The sequence below is a fragment of the Pseudomonas sp. MF5691 genome (genome assembly GCF_016405645.1).
GTDB lineage: Bacteria > Pseudomonadota > Gammaproteobacteria > Pseudomonadales > Pseudomonadaceae > Aquipseudomonas > Aquipseudomonas shahriarae.
In genome coordinates this window covers 252980-269817 of the sequence record NZ_JAEKDC010000003.1, presented here as the reverse complement: position 1 = coordinate 269817, position 16838 = coordinate 252980, and the positions used below count along the sequence as shown (strand labels likewise).

At 62.8% G+C, this 16838-nt stretch carries 9 protein-coding genes; 4 read left to right on the top strand and 5 right to left on the bottom strand.

The features are described 5' to 3' along the window. Nucleotides 1-176: 176 nt before the first annotated feature. Complete coding sequence (putA, locus tag JFT44_RS06515) at nucleotides 177-4130, bottom strand: trifunctional transcriptional regulator/proline dehydrogenase/L-glutamate gamma-semialdehyde dehydrogenase (protein ID WP_186625795.1); 3954 nt, start codon at nucleotides 4128-4130, stop codon at nucleotides 177-179. 458 nt (nucleotides 4131-4588) lie between these two features. Between putA and putP the strand changes: the two genes are divergently transcribed. The 3 genes from putP (at nucleotide 4589) to JFT44_RS06500 (ending at nucleotide 9008) form a co-directional block, all read left to right on the top strand. Then, nucleotides 4589-6073, top strand: a complete 1485-nt coding sequence (gene putP / locus JFT44_RS06510) for a sodium/proline symporter PutP (RefSeq protein ID WP_057958108.1) — start codon at nucleotides 4589-4591, stop codon at nucleotides 6071-6073. A 188-nt stretch (nucleotides 6074-6261) separates the two neighbouring features. After that, nucleotides 6262-8298 carry a type VI secretion system tip protein VgrG gene (locus JFT44_RS06505; RefSeq protein ID WP_186625796.1) on the top strand — a complete coding sequence of 679 codons (2037 nt, stop codon included), beginning with the start codon at nucleotides 6262-6264 and terminating at the stop codon, nucleotides 8296-8298. Then, entirely contained in the window at nucleotides 8298-9008 is a 711-nt protein-coding gene (locus tag JFT44_RS06500) for a DUF4123 domain-containing protein (protein ID WP_057958110.1), read from the top strand. Before JFT44_RS06505 ends, JFT44_RS06500 begins: the two co-directional genes overlap by 1 nt. A gap of 1 nt (nucleotide 9009) precedes the next feature. Here JFT44_RS06500 and JFT44_RS06495 read toward each other — a convergent pair whose 3' ends face one another. Further along, nucleotides 9010-10278 carry an O-acetylhomoserine aminocarboxypropyltransferase/cysteine synthase family protein gene (locus JFT44_RS06495; RefSeq protein WP_057437305.1) on the bottom strand — a complete coding sequence of 423 codons (1269 nt, stop codon included), beginning with the start codon at nucleotides 10276-10278 and terminating at the stop codon, nucleotides 9010-9012. Nucleotides 10279-10530: 252 nt separating this feature from the next. On the opposite strand from JFT44_RS06495, the gene JFT44_RS06490 reads away from it, so the two are divergent. Further along, a complete protein-coding gene (locus JFT44_RS06490) occupies nucleotides 10531-11367 on the top strand; it encodes a 23S rRNA (adenine(2030)-N(6))-methyltransferase RlmJ (RefSeq protein WP_057958111.1) in 837 nt (278 codons plus the stop codon). A gap of 96 nt (nucleotides 11368-11463) precedes the next feature. Here the strand turns inward: JFT44_RS06490 and msrA are convergent, their stop codons facing one another. From msrA to aceF, 3 genes are all read right to left on the bottom strand, one after another. Next, the gene (gene msrA, locus JFT44_RS06485; protein WP_057444633.1) at nucleotides 11464-12111 is read right to left on the bottom strand and encodes a peptide-methionine (S)-S-oxide reductase MsrA; all 648 of its coding nucleotides are present in this window, start codon (nucleotides 12109-12111) and stop codon (nucleotides 11464-11466) included. 67 nt (nucleotides 12112-12178) lie between these two features. After that, a complete protein-coding gene (locus tag JFT44_RS06480) occupies nucleotides 12179-14869 on the bottom strand; it encodes a bifunctional diguanylate cyclase/phosphodiesterase (protein ID WP_120731356.1) in 2691 nt (896 codons plus the stop codon). 314 nt (nucleotides 14870-15183) lie between these two features. Further along, nucleotides 15184-16836, bottom strand: a complete 1653-nt coding sequence (aceF, locus tag JFT44_RS06475) for a dihydrolipoyllysine-residue acetyltransferase (RefSeq protein ID WP_198830449.1) — start codon at nucleotides 16834-16836, stop codon at nucleotides 15184-15186. Between the last annotated feature and the right edge of the window lie 2 nt (nucleotides 16837-16838).

Here is a 16838-nt window from a genome sequence, read left to right as displayed (position 1 = left end):
TAGAGGCGCGATAGCAAGATTGATCTGGGTGATGGAGCAGCAAAACAAAGGCAGGATGAATGTACAAGATCGTTCCCACGCTCTGCGTGGGAACGCCTCTTGCGACGCTCTGCGTCGCGGACGCGGAGTGTCCTGGGCTGCACTCCCACGCAGAGCGTGGGAGTGCTCGGTGGTGACTAGCCGATAGTCATCAGGCTCGCGTTACCACCCGCCGCAGCGGTGTTGACGCTCAACGCACGCTCGATCACCAGGCGCTCCAACGCAATGTTGGTTTCGCCCGAGGACAGGCCATTGACCCCGACAATCGCGCCGCTGCGTTGCGCCACTTGCTGGCAAACCCCACGCAGTTGGTCGGAATCGCCGTGGTGCAGGACGGCGTCGAAGATCACTTCGTCCTTGGTCCAATCGGCTACACGCTGGATCTTCGCCTGAACTTCCTTCGGCAGCCGTGGGAACAGCGCCTTGGTCAGGTCAGATTCCGGCCACACTGCCGAGCTACCCACAGCCAGTACGGCCGCCAGTTGCGCCAGCAGATCGCCTTCTACGTCCGCCAGGCACAGCACGTGCTCGCGGGGTAGGATGGCGTAGCTGTTGCGCTCGCCGGTCGGGCCGGCCAGCAGGCGGGTGATACCGCTTTGCGATTGCGCGGCGAACTGGCTGCACAGGGCGCTCAGTTCGCTGAACTTGTTGCCGTCGGCCCAGGTTTTCAGGGCACTCAGCGGTTGGCTCATGGCGTCACGCAGGCGCACATCCGGTGCGGCCAGTGCATCGCCCCGTACGAAGGATTGCTCGATCGCATCGGTAGGGCGGGTCGACAGCAGGCGGTACAGGTACAGCGGACCACCGGCTTTCGGGCCGGTACCCGACAGGCCTTCGCCACCGAATGGCTGCACGCCGACGACGGCACCGACGATGTTGCGGTTAACGTAGACGTTACCGGCATGGACGTTGTCGATCACCTTGGCGATGGTCTCGTCGATACGGGTGTGCACGCCCAGGGTCAGACCGTAGCCAGAAGCATTGATCTGACCGATCAACTGGTCGATTTCCTTACGCTTGTAGCGCACCACGTGCAGGACCGGGCCGAAGATCTCCCGTTGCAGCTCGTCGAAGCTTTCCAGCTCGATCAGGGTTGGCATCACGAAGGTGCCGCGCTTGATTTCTTCACTGTCGGCAATTGCCACCTGGTACACGGTACGGCCTTTGTCGCGCATGGCCTGGATGTGCTTCTCGATGCCCGCCTTGGCTTCGGCGTCGATTACCGGGCCGATATCCACAGACAGGCGCTCCGGGTTGCCGAGACGGCATTCGGCCATGGCACCCTTGAGCATTTCGATAACGCGGTCTGCCGAATCTTCCTGCAGGCACAGTACACGCAGGGCCGAGCAACGCTGGCCGGCACTGTCGAAGGCCGAGGAGACGACGTCGATCACCACCTGTTCGGTCAGAGCCGAGGAGTCGACGATCATCGCGTTCTGGCCACCGGTTTCGGCGATCAGCGGGATTGGGCGGCCCTGGGCATCCAGGCGTCCGGCGACATTGCGTTGCAGCAGGCGCGCCACTTCGGTGGAGCCGGTGAACATCACGCCTTTGACGCGATCATCACCCACCAGGCGGGCACCAACGCTTTCGCCCTGGCCCGGCAGCAGTTGCAGCACGCCTTCCGGAATGCCGGCTTCGAGCAGCAGGCGCACGGCTTGCGCGGCGACCAGCGGGGTCTGTTCGGCCGGCTTGGCCAATACCGGGTTACCGGCGGCCAGTGCGGCGGCGACTTGGCCACTGAAGATCGCCAGCGGGAAGTTCCACGGGCTGATGCACACCACCGGGCCCAGTGGGCGGTGGGCGTCGTTGGTGAAATCGTTACGCGCCTGCACGGCGTAGTAACGCAGGAAGTCCACGGCTTCACGCACTTCGGCGATGGCGTTGGCGAAGGTCTTGCCGGCTTCACGGGCCAGCAGGCCCATCAGTGGCTGGATCTCGCCTTCCATCAAGTCGGCGGCACGTTCGAGGATCGCGGCGCGTTCGGCCGGCGGGGTGGCCTGCCAGATCGGTGCGGCATTCAGGGCGCACTGGATAGCGTTGTCGACGTCTTCGACCGTGGCTTCCTGGACGTGGCCAACCACATCACGCAGGTCGGACGGATTCAGCACCGGCGCAGCGGCTTCATTGCTGGACGCGCAACCGAGCATCGGCGCGGCCTTCCAGTTGTTGTGCGCGGTGGCCAGCAAGGCGCAGGACAGCGACGCCAGGCGGTGTTCGTTGGCCAGGTCGATACCGGCCGAGTTGGCGCGCTCGCTGCCATACAGGTCGCGTGGCAGTGGAATACGCGGGTGCGGCAGGCCGAAGCCGCCTTCCAGCGTCGCCATCTGCTCGATGCTGGCCACTGGATCGGCCACCAGCTCCTGGATCGAGATGGATTGGTCGGCGATACGGTTGACGAACGAGGTGTTGGCGCCGTTTTCCAGCAGGCGACGCACCAGGTAGGCCAGCAGGGTTTCGTGGGTGCCGACCGGCGCGTACACGCGGCATGGACGGTTCAGCTTGCCTTCGGAAACCTTGCCTACGACTTGTTCGTACAGCGGTTCACCCATGCCGTGCAGGCACTGGAACTCGTACTGGCCGGGGTAATAGTTCTGGCCGGCGATGTGGTAGATGGCCGACAGGGTGTGGGCGTTGTGCGTGGCGAACTGCGGGTAGATGACTTCCGGTACCGACAGCAGCTTGCGTGCGCAGGCGATGTAGGAAACGTCGGTGTACACCTTGCGGGTGTAGACCGGGTAGCCTTCCAGGCCTTCGACCTGGGCGCGCTTGATTTCGCTGTCCCAGTACGCGCCTTTTACCAGGCGGATCATCAGGCGGTGACGGCTGCGGCGTGCCAGGTCGATCACGTAGTCGATCACGTACGGGCAGCGCTTCTGGTAAGCCTGGATCACGAAACCGATACCGTTCCAGCCGGTCAGTTGCGGCTCGAAGCACAGGCGCTCGAGCAGGTCCAGGGACAGCTCCAGGCGGTCGGCTTCTTCGGCGTCGATGTTCAGGCCGATGTCGTATTGCTTGGCCAGCAGCGTCAGGGACAGCAGGCGCGGGTACAGCTCGTCCATCACGCGCTCGTACTGGGCGCGGCTGTAGCGCGGGTGCAGGGCCGACAGCTTGATGGAGATGCCCGGGCCTTCATAAATCCCACGGCCGTGAGAGGCTTTGCCGATGGAGTGAATGGCTTGTTCGTACGAGGCCAGGTACTTCTGTGCGTCGTGTTCGGTCAGTGCAGCTTCACCGAGCATGTCGTAGGAGTAGCGGAAGCCCTTGGCTTCGAACTTGCTCGCATTGGCCAGGGCTTCGGCGATGGTTTCGCCGGTGACGAACTGCTCGCCCATCAGGCGCATGGCCATGTCGACGCCCTTGCGGATCATCGGCTCGCCGCTCTTGCCGATAATGCGGCTCAGGGAGGAGGTCAGGCCGGCCTCATTGTGGGTGGCGACCAGTTTGCCGGTCAGCAGCAGGCCCCAGGTGGCGGCGTTGACGAACAACGATGGGCTGTTGCCCAGGTGCGGGTGCCAGTTGCCGGTGCTGATCTTGTCGCGGATCAGCGCGTCACGGGTGCCCTTGTCGGGGATCCGCAGCAGCGCTTCGGCCAGGCACATCAGGGCCACGCCTTCCTGGGACGACAGGGAAAATTCCTGCAGCAGGCCCTGGACGATACCGGCACGGCCGCCGGCGCTCTTCTGGTTACGCAGTTTTTCGGCAATCGAGGCCGCCAGCTTGTTGGTGGCTTCGGCCATCTGGGCCGGCAGGCGAGCCTGCTCGATCAGCATCGGCACCACTTCCGGCTCGGGGCGGCGGTAAGCGGCGGTGATCGAGGCGCGCAGCACCGATTGCGGCAGGATGCTTTCGGCAAACTCGAGGAAGCACTGGTGAGCGTGGTCGTTCTGCACCTCGCCCGCGTCGTCTGCGTCCTTGACGCCCGAACCATTGAGCTCGGTCAGGGTTGCACCACCCTCGAGTTTCTCCAGGTAATTGAAAATTGCCTGCTTGATCAGCCAGTGCGGCGTGCGATCAATGGAGGTCGCGGCGGCCTTGAGGCGTTCGCGGGTTGGGTCATCGAGTTTGACCCCAAGGGTGGTCGTAGCCATATTTTTATCCTCATGGGTGCCACTACTGTGTGGCATCAGCTGGCGGCAAGATTAGCTTTGCGCCGTACGAGGTGCAACCGGGTGCAACCCATTTTCTTCATGAAATTCACGCTGCTCGTCAGAAATCATTTTCACTCGACCAAATCGGCTGAATATTGGTGCATTTGCTTCTGGATTTGGCTGTTCTTGCTCCGAAAAGGAGCAAAAAACCGCCGTTTGCCGAAAAACGCGCCAGGGTGCAACTAATTCTCACGAAACTGGTTGCACCTTATTTGCTTTGTTGAATAGCATTCACGCCCAAGGTGCAACCAACCCTAGGGTTCGGTTCATCGGCTGATGGCTTTCCTGGGGAAACGTCAGTCATAAATGCGCGGCACGCAGCTTCGTCTACACACTACTCGGTTGTAGATGGCCTGACAGACCGCCGCTACATAAAAACAAAGCCAGGGCGTAACTCAATGAGCGTAAGTAATCCAACCTTGATCACATTTGTGATCTACATCGCGGCAATGGTGCTGATTGGTCTCATGGCCTATCGCTCCACCAATAACCTTTCCGATTACATCCTCGGTGGTCGCAGCCTCGGCAGCGTCGTCACCGCACTCTCGGCTGGCGCTTCGGATATGAGCGGCTGGTTGTTGATGGGCCTGCCAGGTGCCATCTACATGTCGGGCCTGTCGGAAAGCTGGATCGCCATCGGCCTGATCGTCGGTGCTTACCTGAACTGGCTGTTTGTGGCAGGTCGCCTGCGCGTGCAGACCGAACACAACGGCGACGCCCTGACCCTGCCGGACTACTTCTCCAGCCGTTTTGAAGACAAGAGCGGCCTGCTGCGGATTATCTCGGCGGTAGTGATCCTGGTGTTCTTCACCATCTACTGCGCTTCTGGCATCGTGGCCGGTGCCCGTCTGTTCGAAAGCACCTTCGGCATGTCCTACGAGACGGCGCTGTGGGCCGGTGCTGCGGCGACGATTGCCTACACCTTTATCGGTGGTTTCCTGGCAGTAAGCTGGACAGATACCGTACAAGCCACCCTGATGATCTTCGCGTTGATCCTGACGCCCATCATCGTGCTGCTGGCCACCGGCGGTGTCGATACCACCTTCCTGGCTATTGAAGCGAAGGATCCAACCAGCTTCGACATGCTGAAAAACACTACCTTCATCGGCATCATCTCGCTGATGGGCTGGGGCCTGGGCTACTTCGGCCAGCCGCACATCCTCGCGCGTTTCATGGCGGCGGATTCGGTCAAGTCGATTGCCAAGGCGCGTCGCATCTCCATGGCCTGGATGATCCTGTGCCTGGCCGGCACCGTGGCCGTAGGTTTCTTCGGTATTGCCTACTTCTCGGCACACCCGGAAGTGGCCGGTCCCGTGACCGAAAACCCAGAGCGTGTGTTCATCGAGCTGGCCAAGCTGCTGTTCAACCCTTGGGTTGCTGGCGTGCTGCTGTCGGCCATCCTGGCTGCCGTGATGAGCACCCTGAGCTGCCAGTTGCTGGTGTGCTCCAGCGCCCTGACCGAAGACTTCTACAAGGCGTTCCTGCGCAAGGGCGCTTCCCAGCTTGAGCTGGTATGGGTCGGCCGGATCATGGTGCTGGTGGTTGCGTTGATCGCCATCGCGATGGCTGCTAACCCAGAAAACCGCGTACTGGGCCTGGTGAGCTACGCCTGGGCCGGCTTCGGCGCCGCGTTCGGTCCTGTGGTCCTGATCTCGGTCCTGTGGAAAGGCATGACCCGCAACGGCGCACTGGCCGGTATCCTGGTCGGCGCGATCACCGTGATCGTGTGGAAACACTTCGAGCTGCTGGGTCTGTACGAAATCATCCCAGGCTTCCTGTTCGCCAGCCTGGCGATCTACTTCGTGAGCAAGATGGGCGCCCCGACTGCCGGTATGGTTGAGCGCTTCACAGCTGCCGAGAAAGACTACAACCTCAACAAGTGAGGCGTTCATGCAGGCCTTGATGGCCTGCTGAACTGAAAGCGGCCCGCATCCCTGGATGTCGGGCCGTTTTTTTTGGGTGCGACGATGGAGCCTGCGTTGTAGGGATTAACTGAATTGCCTGCAGCGTACGCAGCTCGGCAAATGGCTGGTGCAGAATTCCAGGCCCTCCACTTGCAGAGAAACACCGGATGTTCGCTCCTGCCAATCAAAGTGCGTTTAGCCTGACTGTCGATGGCCAGCCCAGTGACCTCAAGGTCCTGGCGTTCAAGGGCGAGGAGGCTATCAGCCAGCCCTATCGTTTCGATCTTGAGTTGGTCAGCGAACAGCCGGACCTGGATCTGGAAAACCTCCTGCACCGCCAGGCCTTTCTCGCCTTTGATGCCCAGGGCCATGGCATCCATGGGCAAATCCAGCGGGTCGCGCAAGGTGACTCGGGCCGGCGCCTGACCCATTATCAATTGAGCCTGGTGCCGCAGTTGGCCTATCTGCAACACAGTGCCCGGCAACGCATTTTCCAGCACAAGACGGTGCCGCAGATTGTCAGCCTGGTGCTGGAGGGGCAGGGCATCCAGCGCGATGCCTTTGAGTGGCGACTGGGCGCGACCTATCCCGAGCGCGAGTACTGCGTGCAGTTCGATGAAACCGACCTGGCATTTATCCAGCGGCTGTGCGCCGAACTGGGGATTCACTATCACTTTCAACACCGGCCGGACGGGCATCTGCTGGTGTTCGGCGATGATCAGACGGTGTTTGCCCAGGCAGCCCAGCCGACGGGCTATGCGCCGGGTTCGGGCATGGTGGCGGCGGCGCCGGTGATCAAGCGTTTCACGGTGCGCCTGGAGGCGCGGACTACCGGGGTCAACCTGCGCGACTATGATTTTCGCAAGCCGCGTCTGGTGCTGGAAAGCGCCGCCCTCGGCGAGCAGCTACCGCCGCTGGAGGCCCAGGGCTACCCTGGGCACTTCACCGACCGTACCCATGGCAAGCACCTGGCGCAGCGGGCGCTGGAGCGTCATCGCAGCGACCAGCGGCAAGCCTACGGCGAGGGCGACCAGACGGCGCTGGTCAGCGGACAGTTCCTCACACTGGCCGACCATCCGCGCCAGGCATGGAATGGCCTGTGGCTGGTGACGCGGGTGATCCACCAGGGCCGGCAACCGCAAGTGCTGGAGGAGTCTGTCGGCGCGATGGATGAGCAGGGGTATCGCAACGAGTTCTTCGCCACGCCCTGGGACGTGCCGTTTCGCCCGCCGCTGCCTGCGGCGAGGGCGCCGGTTGCAGGCTTTCAGAACGCTGTGGTCACCGGGCCGGTCGACAGCGAAATCCATTGCGATGAGTTTGGCCGGGTCAAGGTGCAACTGGCCTGGGATCGCCACGGCCAATACAGCGAACATTCCAGCTGCTGGCTGCGGGTTGCCAGCGCCTGGGCCCACGAACACTACGGCAGCGTGGTGATCCCGCGGGTGGGCATGGAAGTGCTGGTGGGGTTCGTCAACGGCGATGTCGATATGCCGCTGGTGGTCGGCTGCCTGGCCAATGGCGCGACGCCAGTGCCCCTCGACCTGCCCGCGGACAAGACCCGCAGCATCTTCCGCAGCCAGAGCAGCCCAGGGGGTGGTGGCTATAACGAGCTGCGCATCGAAGACCGCAAGGGCGCCGAGCAGATCTACCTGCGGGCCCAACGCGACTGGACCCAGCACGTGCTCCACGATCTGCGCCTGCAGGTGGATCACCAGCGGCATGTGCAGGTAAGCGGCGAGTCGCACCACGAGTTGCACGGCGAAGAGCAGCGGATTACCCACGGCAACCGGCTGACGGAACTCAAGCAGGACGATCACCTGGTGATCGCGGGGCAGCAACAGGTGCAAGTGGCGCGTTATTCGTTGCAGGCGGGCGAGCAGATCAGCCTCGGCGCAGGCCAGCAAATGGTGGTCGATGGCGGCGCCAGCCTGACGCTGCAGGCCGGTGGGCAATGGATCACATTGTCGGCCGGGGGGATTTTCAGCAGCACACCGATCCAGTTGGGCGGTGCGCCGTCGGCTGCCACGGCGCCATCACCCCTGCGTCCAGGGGTTCAGGAAACCCTGCTGGCGGTGTTGGCCGCACCGTTGAGTGCCGCACAGGTGTTCAGCTTCAGGCGCAGTGCGCCGTTCTGTGAGGAGTGTGAGCGCTGCAACAATGGCGTCTGCGACACTCCGCAGCATCGAGTGGGGGGCTTGCGCTGATGACCCCCCGTGAGTGGCTGGCCCAGGAGCCGCTGCAGGACGGCGAGCAGCTGTTTGTCATCCTGGCCAGTACCAGTGAGTGTCAGCCGGTGGCGGCCTGGCGCCAGGCAGATGGCGGGCCATTGAGCCCGGTGTGGGCCGGCAGCGAGTACGCCGCCTGGGCTGAGGTGATGCCCTATGTGGCATTGGTCAGCGAGAGCAGTGGGTTTCTCGACTGGGTGGCCGAATGCGCGGCTACCGATTGGGGTTGGTTGGCCATTTCCTCCAGCCCGCTGCCCACGGTGGTCGAACATCTCGCCAGCCTGACCAAGGTGCGTTTGCCCGAGGGGCAGGAAGTGTTTTTCCGCTTCTGGGATGGTGGCTATCTGCTGCCGATCCTGCAAGGGCTGGGGCCTGGTGCGGGGGAGGTGCTTGCGGTATTTCGACGCTACTGGATCAACGGCCAGCTCCAGGAAGTGCCGGCCACGGGAGTGGGGGCGGCGAGGAAAAGTCCCTGGTGGGAGGTGCCCCCCACGCTACTCAAGCAGCTTGGCGAACAGTCCAGCGTGACCCTGGTGGATAACCTGCTGCAATGGCTGGCCCAGGAGCATCCCGACGTGCACGACGCCTTCGCGCCAGCGACCTTGCAGCACAAGGTCGCGTACTTTGTGCGCCCACCTTACGCCGGGCAGCAGGCATTGATTGCCTACCTGGCCGGCGAGCGGGGTTGAGTCAGGCGTTCAGTGACTGCTGCAAGTCATCGAGCAGGTCCTCGATCGCCTCGATGCCCACCGACAGGCGGATCATCTCCGGACGTACGCCGGCCTTGGCCTGCTCCTGCTCGTTCATCTGCCGGTGGGTGGTGGACGCTGGGTGGCAGGCCAGGGACTTGGCGTCGCCGATATTCACCAGGCGCTTGAAGATCTGCAGCGCATCGTAGAAGCGCACCCCGGCGGCATAGCCGCCCTTCAGGCCGAAGGACAGGATCGCCGAGGGTTTGCCCTGCATGTACTTTTGCGCCAGGTGATGGTGCGGGTGATCCGGCAGGCCGGCGTAGCTGACCCATTCCACCTGCTCGTGGGCCTGCAGGAACTGCGCGACTTTCAACGCGTTCTCGGTGTGGCGTTCCATGCGCAGGGCCAGGGTTTCCAGGCCTTGCAGCAGCAGGAAGGCATTCATCGGGGCCAGGGCGGCACCGGTGTTGCGCAGCGGCACGGTGCGGGCACGGGCAATAAAGGCTGCGGGGCCGAATTTCTCGCTGTACACCACGCCATGGTAGGCCGGCTCGGGTTGGTTGAGGCCGGGGAATTTCTGCGGGTAGTCGGTCCAGGGGAAGGTGCCGCTGTCGACAATCACCCCGCCCAGAGAGTTGCCGTGGCCGCCGACATACTTGGTCAGGGAATGCACGACGATATCCGCGCCAAACTGGATCGGCTTGCACAGGATCGGCGTGGCGACGGTGTTATCCACCATCAGCGGTACGCCGCGGGCATGGGCGACGTCGGCCAGGGCCTGCAGGTCGACGATATTGCCCGCCGGGTTGCCGATGCTTTCGCAGTACACCAGCTTGGTGTTGTCGTCGATCAGCTCGGCGATGGCCTCGGCCGAGTCGTTGCGGGCGAAGCGCACATCAACGCCGAAGCTCGGCAGCAGGTGGGCGAACAGGGTGTAGGTGCCGCCGTACAGCTGTGGGGTGGAGACGATATTGTCGCCGGCGCGGGTCAGGGCCTGGATGGCATAGTGAATGGCCGCGCTGCCCGCCGACACGGCCAGGGCCGCGATCCCGCCTTCCAGCGCGGCCATGCGCTGTTCCAGCACGTCGTTGGTGGGGTTCATGATCCGCGTGTAGATATTGCCGGGTACGTCGAGGTTGAACAGATCGGCGCCATGCTGGGCGTTATCGAACTCGAAGGCGACGTTCTGGTAGATCGGCACGGCGACCGCCTTGGTGGTCGGGTCCGATTTGAAGCCGTGGTGCAATGCGATTGTGGCGTCTTTCATGGTGGATACTGACCTCCCTGGATTGCATGGGGCAGCCCCGGATAAGGTAGGAGCTGGCTTGCCTGCGATGGCATCAGCGCAGAGTACGGGTAATACCGCGTCGCCTGCATCGCGGGCAAGCCCGCTCGCACATAACTCGCTAGAACGTTTTCGCTGCTGTTCCTACATTTGCGACATAAGCACCGCCCGGCATGCAGCCCTGCACCTTTGCCCGCGTAAAAGGTAAACTTCGCCCCCTGCGCAGGAGCAACCATGAATTATCGTCACGCCTTTCACGCCGGCAACCACGCCGATGTCTTCAAACACCTGACCTTGACCCGCCTCATCGCCCTGATGTCGCGCAAGGAACAGCCGTTTGCCTATCTCGACACCCACGCCGGGATTGGTCTGTATGACCTGCAAGGCGACCAGGCCAACCGCACCGGTGAATACCTGGAAGGCATTGCCCGCCTGTGGGGCGAGGCGGACCTGCCGGCGCTGACCGCTGACTACATGCGGGTGCTGCACGAGATGAACCCGGATGGCCAATTGCGCTATTACCCTGGTTCGCCAGAACTGGCGCGACGCCTGACCCGCCCCCAGGACCGCGTGCTGCTCAACGAAAAACACCCGGAAGACGGCGTGTTGCTCAAGGACAACATGAAGGGCGACCGCCGTGTGAAGGTCCATCTGGGCGAAGGCTGGCATGTGCCACGGGCCTTGCTGCCGGTGCCGGAAAAGCGCGCGCTGATGCTGATCGACCCGCCGTTCGAGCAACTCGACGAGATGCAGCGTTGCGCCGCCTCCCTCAAGGAAGCCGTGGGCCGCATGCGCCAGACGGTCGCCGCGATCTGGTACCCGGTCAAGGACCAGCGCATGTTGCGCCGTTTCTACCAGGACCTGGCCGGCACCGGCGCGCCAAAGCTGCTGCGCGTGGAGTTGCTGGTGCATCCGCTGGATACCCCCAACACCCTGACCGGTTCGGGCCTGGCGATTGCCAACCCGCCGTGGGGGCTGGAGGAGGAGTTGCGTGAGCTGTTGCCGTGGCTGTCGAAAAAACTGGGGCAGACCCAGGGTGGGTGGCAGATGGATTGGCTGATCGCCGAGTAACGGCATCGCTCTTTAGAGTGCTATCGCGGGCAAGCCCGCTCCCACATGGTGATGTGATCCCATGTGGGAGCGGGCTTGCCCGCGATGCTTTTGACGTCAGATCGGGCAGGTCACGCCAGTACCGCCGATCCCGCAATAACCCTGGGGATTCTTCGCCAGGTACTGCTGGTGATAGGCCTCGGCGAAGTACACCGTGGGCGCCTCGTCGATTTCCGTGGTGATCTCGCCCAGGCCGGCCTTGGTCAGTTCTTCCTGATAGGCCTGTGCACTGGCCTTCGCAGCCTCCAGTTGCTCAGGCGTGGTCGCGTAGATCACCGAGCGATACTGGCTGCCAATGTCATTGCCCTGGCGCATGCCCTGGGTTGGGTTGTGCAGTTCCCAGAACATTTTCAACAGGTCTTCGTACTTGAGTTTGGCCTGGTCATACACCACCAGCACCACTTCGCTATGGCCGGTCAGGCCCGAGCAGACTTCTTCGTAGGTCGGGTTTGGTGTGAAGCCGCCGGCGTAGCCGACCACGGTGCTGACCACGCCGTCGCGCTGCCAGAATTTGCGTTCTGCGCCCCAGAAACAGCCGAGGCCAAAAATCGCAAACCCCACATCGTCCATAAACGGGCCCAGCAGCGGGTTGCCGTTGACGAAGTGCGTCTCGGGCAGATTCATCGGGGTTTCACGACCAGGCAGGGCTTGTTCGGCAGTAGGCAGCACGTTTTTATTCACCAGGATTTCCGAGCGCAAGACCATGATCAGTCCTCTCGTCAGGTTGAGTTAACAGTTCAGACCACCAGTGTGCCCGAGTGTTACAGCGCTGTCAGGCGATTGGCCCGCGTGGATAGCGTTTGAGCCTGTCCAGCAACTCGGAGCCGGGGATTGGCCGGTCGAACAGGTAGCCCTGGCCGACGTCGCAGCGATGGCGGCGCAGGAACGCCAGTTGCTCGGCAGTCTCGATGCCTTCGGCGACCACCTTGAGCTTGAGGTTGTGCGCCATGGCGATCACCGCCGAGGTGATTTCCATGTCGTCCTGGTTGTCCGGGATTTCATGGATAAAGCTGCGGTCGATCTTGATGATGTCGATGGGGAATTTCTTCAGGTAACTCAGGGACGAGTAGCCGGTGCCGAAATCATCCATGGCCAGGGTCAGGCCGAAACTCTTCAACTGATCCAGTTGCAGGCGCGTGTCCTCGGTGGCTTCCAGCAGCAGGCCCTCGGTCAGCTCCAGCTCCAGCAGGTTGGCCGGTAGCTGTTCTTCCTTGAGGATGCTGGCGATGGATGCCACCAGGTCCGGGTCGGAAAACTGCTTGGGCGACAGGTTGATCGCCACCTGCAAGTTGCCCATGCCCGCGGCGCTCAACTGCTTGCTCATGCGGCAGGCCTGGCGCGCGATCCATTTGCCGATGGGGATGATCAGGCCGGTCTCTTCGGCGACGCTGATGAACTGGTCCGGACGGATCATGCCCTTTTCCGGGTGGTTCCAGCGCAACAGCGCCTCCATGCCGAGCAGGCGCCCGCTGCGCAGGCACAGCTTGGGCTGGTAGAACACGTCCAGCTCGTTCTGGGTCAGGGCGCGGCGCAGATTGTTTTCCACGAACAGTTTGTAACTGGCCTCGGCATTCAGGGTTTCGGTAAACACCTGCACCTGGTGCTTGCCGTTGGCCTTGGCCTTGTGCAGCGCCAGGCCGGCGTTGCGCATCAGTGTCTGTGGGTCGCGGCCATGCAGCGGGGCGCAGGCCAGGCCCACGGAGCCGGTGACGCTGATCAACTGGTTGTCGACGAACATCGGTTTGTCGAGGGTCATCAACAACTGGCAGGCCATTTGCTGGCCGACTTCAAGGTCGGCGTTGTCGAGCAGCACCGCAAATTCGTTACTGGCAAAACGCGCCAGGCTGCCGCCGGCATTGAGGCTGTTGCGCAGGCGCCGGGCAAGGCTGATCAGCAACTTGTCGCCGGTCTGGTGGCCGAGGCTGTCGTTGATCCGCTTGAAGTTGTCGATATCCACCAGCAACAGGCTGATGGGCGCGTCGCTGTCGCGGGCGAAGCGTTCGTCGAGGTTGCGGATAAACGCCGGGCGGTTGCCCAGGTTGGTCAGGTTGTCGGTGTAGGCCAGGCGCTCGATACGCTGCTGGGCCAGCTTGGCCTGGGTGATGTCTTCGTAGATGCCGATGTAGTGGGTCAGTTCGCGGTTGTCGCCATACACTTTGGAAATCGACAGCTGGCCCCAGTACGGTTCGAGGTTTTTGCGCCGGCTCTTGAACTCGCCCTGCCAGCTGTTGCTTTGGGCCAGGCTGGAGGGCGCGTCGAACAGCAGTTCGCTGAGGTTTTCCAGGGCCGGCAACTGGGCCAGGCGATGGCCGTGGACTTCTTCGGTGCTGTACTGGGTGATTGCGGTAAAGCTGGGGTTGACGTACTCCACTACGCCGTCGCAATTGACCAGCAGGAAGGCGTTGGCACTTTGCTCCACGGCGCGCTGGAACAGATGCAGGGCGCTGGTGGCGGTGCGACGGTTGTGGTTGTTGATGACCTGGGCGAACTGGTCGGCCAATTCACCGGCAAAGGCAATTTCATCGGACAGCCAATCTCGGGTGCAAGTGCTTTGTTCCAGGCACAGCACGCCCACCACCTGGCCATCCACGCGGATACTGGCGTCGAGCATGGCGTGGACTTCCAGGGGGCGCAGGCTTTCGGCCATGTCCCGGGTGCGGGGATCGCGCAGGGCATTGCCGGCGTCGATGGCGCGGCTGCTTTGCAGGGCTTCCAGGTAGTCCGGGAAGCCGCTGGCATCAATCGGCAAGGGCAGATGGTGCTGCTGGTCGGCGCGGTGAAAAGCAGAAATCGGCACCAGTTGCTGGCCTTCGAGGTTCCAGATACTGGCGCAGTCGATCTGGTAGATATCGCAGGCACTGCGGGTGATCAGTTCGGCGGCTTCTTGCAGGGAATTGTTGGTGCTGTAGCGCTGGCGGGCCAGCAGCAGGATCAGCTCCTGCTGGGCGCGCACCCGCTCCAGGTGCTGTAACTGTTCCTGTTGTGCACGCTGGTTGAGCTCCAGGGCGATCTGCAGGCGGCTGTTCTGGTCCTCCAGGTCGGCGGTGGGCATCGGCGCCGGGTTGCTGAACAAGCCGTCTACCACCATCAGGTAGCCGCGTAGCAGGTGGCGATTGTGCTGCTTGTAGGCCTCGCCGACCTCCAGCAGGCTCAACTGGCCGTCGTTGGTGTGCAAGGTGTAGCGCACCAGGTAGTGGGGGCTGGCGGTCAGTTGCTGCTGGATCGCGTCATGCAACTGGTAGCGTGCCTGGGGCTCCATCAGGCTGGCGTAGGGCGAGCCGATCAGCGAGCACAGCTCTACGGCGGGCAAGCCGAATTGGCGTTCACAATTGGGGTCAAGGTACAGCAGCGCCCAGCTGGCCTCATTCAGCCGCTCGAAACGCAGCATACCGAGGCGCGAAGGCACCGGTAATTGCGTCACGACCTCGGCCGCCGTTCGGGCGACATCGGGTTGGCTTTTCATGGGGGAGCTCGCTTGGAAAAATGCGCATCGCGCTGGGCTATCGCCCTCTTTGTTGCTGTCTGCGGCAAGGTTGCATCATGCAGCACGGACTGACAAGAGAGGATGAAGGCTAAGTGCTATAAGTGGGTTATCGGCCGTGCAGCGGATTTCTACAGTCGCAATGATGGACGGTTATCCTGCGTGGTCTTTGTAGGCGCCTGGGCAATTGAGGCGGGCAAAAAAAGCCCCGCCAAGTTGGCGGGGTTGAGGTACGAGCGTGGCGCTCGGAAATCGTTGCAGCCAGGCCTCCCCGGTGAAGGGGAGGCCGCTGCCGTTTACAGCAGGATGGTGCGGATGTCGTTCAGCAACTGGCTCAGGCGCTGGGTGAAGCGTGCAGCGGCCGCGCCATTGATCACGCGGTGATCGTAGGACAGCGACAGTGGCAGCATCAGCTTCGGCTGGAAGGCCTTGCCGTCCCACACAGGCTGGATAGTGGCCTTGGAAACACCGAGGATCGCCACTTCCGGCGCGTTGACGATTGGCGTGAAGCCAGTGCCGCCAATGTGCCCGAGGCTGGAGATGGTGAAGCAGGCACCTTGCATGTCGTCCGGAGTCAGCTTCTTGTCGCGGGCCTTGGCAGCCAGTGCAGCCGCTTCGGCAGCCAGTTGCAGCAGGCTCTTCTGGTCGACGTTCTTGATGACCGGTACCAGCAGGCCATCCGGGGTGTCGACGGCGAAGCCGATGTGCACGTATTTCTTGCGAATGATCGCCTTGCCGCTTGGTGCCAGCGAACTGTTGAAGTCCGGCAGCTCCTTGAGCAGGTGCGCGCAGGCCTTGAGCAGCAGTGGCAGCACGGTCAGCTTGACGCCAGCCTTCTCGGCCACAGCTTTCTGCGCAACGCGGAAAGCTTCCAGGTCGGTGATGTCGGCCTGGTCGAACTGAGTCACATGCGGAATGTTCAGCCAGCTGGCGTGCAGACCGGCTGCGCCGATTTGCATCAGGCGCGTCATCGGCACTTCTTCGATTTCGCCGAAGCGGCTGAAGTCTACGGTGCGGATCGGCGGTATGCCCGAGCCACCGGTAGCAGCACCGGCAGCCGGAGCTTCCTTGGCTTTTTGCATCATGGACTTGACGTAGACCTGCACGTCTTCCTTGAGCACGCGACCATGTGGGCCGGTAGGGCTGACAGCGCTCAGCTCGACGCCGAATTCACGGGCCAGTTGACGCACGGCAGGGCCGGCGTGAGCCTTGGCACCACTTGGCGCAGGGGCAGCCGCCGGGGCCGGTGCGGCCTCGGCTTTTGCCGCAGGAGCCGGGGCGGCGGCAGCCGGTGCAGCTTCAGTCTTGGCGGCCGGAGCAGCAGCGGCAGCGGCAGGCGCCGGAGCAGCAGCAGGCGCAGCGCCTTGTACTTTCAGCTTGAGGATGAAGTCACCAGTGCCGACTTCGTCTTCGAGCTTGACCGCGATGCTTTCCACTACGCCGGCAGCCGGCGATGGGATTTCCATGGAGGCCTTGTCGGACTCCAGGGTGATCAGCGACTGGTCGGCTTCGACGGTGTCGCCGACTTTGACCAGCAGCTCGATGATCTTGGCCTTGCCCGACGAGCCGATGTCCGGGACGTGAATGTCCTGGACAGTGGCAGCGGCCGGAGCTGCGGCCGGGGCAGCAGGCGCCTCGGCAGCAGCAGGTTTTTCGGCGGCTGGTGCCGGTGCAGCAGCGGCAGCAGGCGCCGCCGCCGGGGCCGCATCAGCGGCACCTTCGATTTCCAGCTCCAGCAGTTCGTCGCCTTCTTTCAGGCGGTCGCCCAGCTTCACTTTCAGGCTCTTGACCACGCCGGCCTTGGGAGCAGGGATTTCCATGCTCGCCTTGTCCGACTCCAGGGTCAGGATGCTCTGGTCGGCTTCGACGGTGTCGCCGACCTTTACAAACAGCTCGATTACTTCACCTTCACCGCTGCCGATGTCAGGTACGCGAATGAGTTCGCTCACAA

What these genes read in the sequence shown, in the direction of transcription:
- JFT44_RS06480 (WP_120731356.1), bottom strand. Translation starts at nt 14,869, where the DNA reads ATGAAAAGCCAACCCGATGTCGCCCGAACGGCGGCCGAGGTCGTGACG.
- JFT44_RS06495 (WP_057437305.1), bottom strand. Translation starts at nt 10,278, where the DNA reads ATGAAAGACGCCACAATCGCATTGCACCACGGCTTCAAATCGGACCCG.
- putA (WP_186625795.1), bottom strand. Translation starts at nt 4,130, where the DNA reads ATGGCTACGACCACCCTTGGGGTCAAACTCGATGACCCAACCCGCGAA.
- msrA (WP_057444633.1), bottom strand. Translation starts at nt 12,111, where the DNA reads ATGGTCTTGCGCTCGGAAATCCTGGTGAATAAAAACGTGCTGCCTACT.
- JFT44_RS06505 (WP_186625796.1), top strand. Translation starts at nt 6,262, where the DNA reads ATGTTCGCTCCTGCCAATCAAAGTGCGTTTAGCCTGACTGTCGATGGC.
- JFT44_RS06490 (WP_057958111.1), top strand. Translation starts at nt 10,531, where the DNA reads ATGAATTATCGTCACGCCTTTCACGCCGGCAACCACGCCGATGTCTTC.
- JFT44_RS06500 (WP_057958110.1), top strand. Translation starts at nt 8,298, where the DNA reads ATGACCCCCCGTGAGTGGCTGGCCCAGGAGCCGCTGCAGGACGGCGAG.
- putP (WP_057958108.1), top strand. Translation starts at nt 4,589, where the DNA reads ATGAGCGTAAGTAATCCAACCTTGATCACATTTGTGATCTACATCGCG.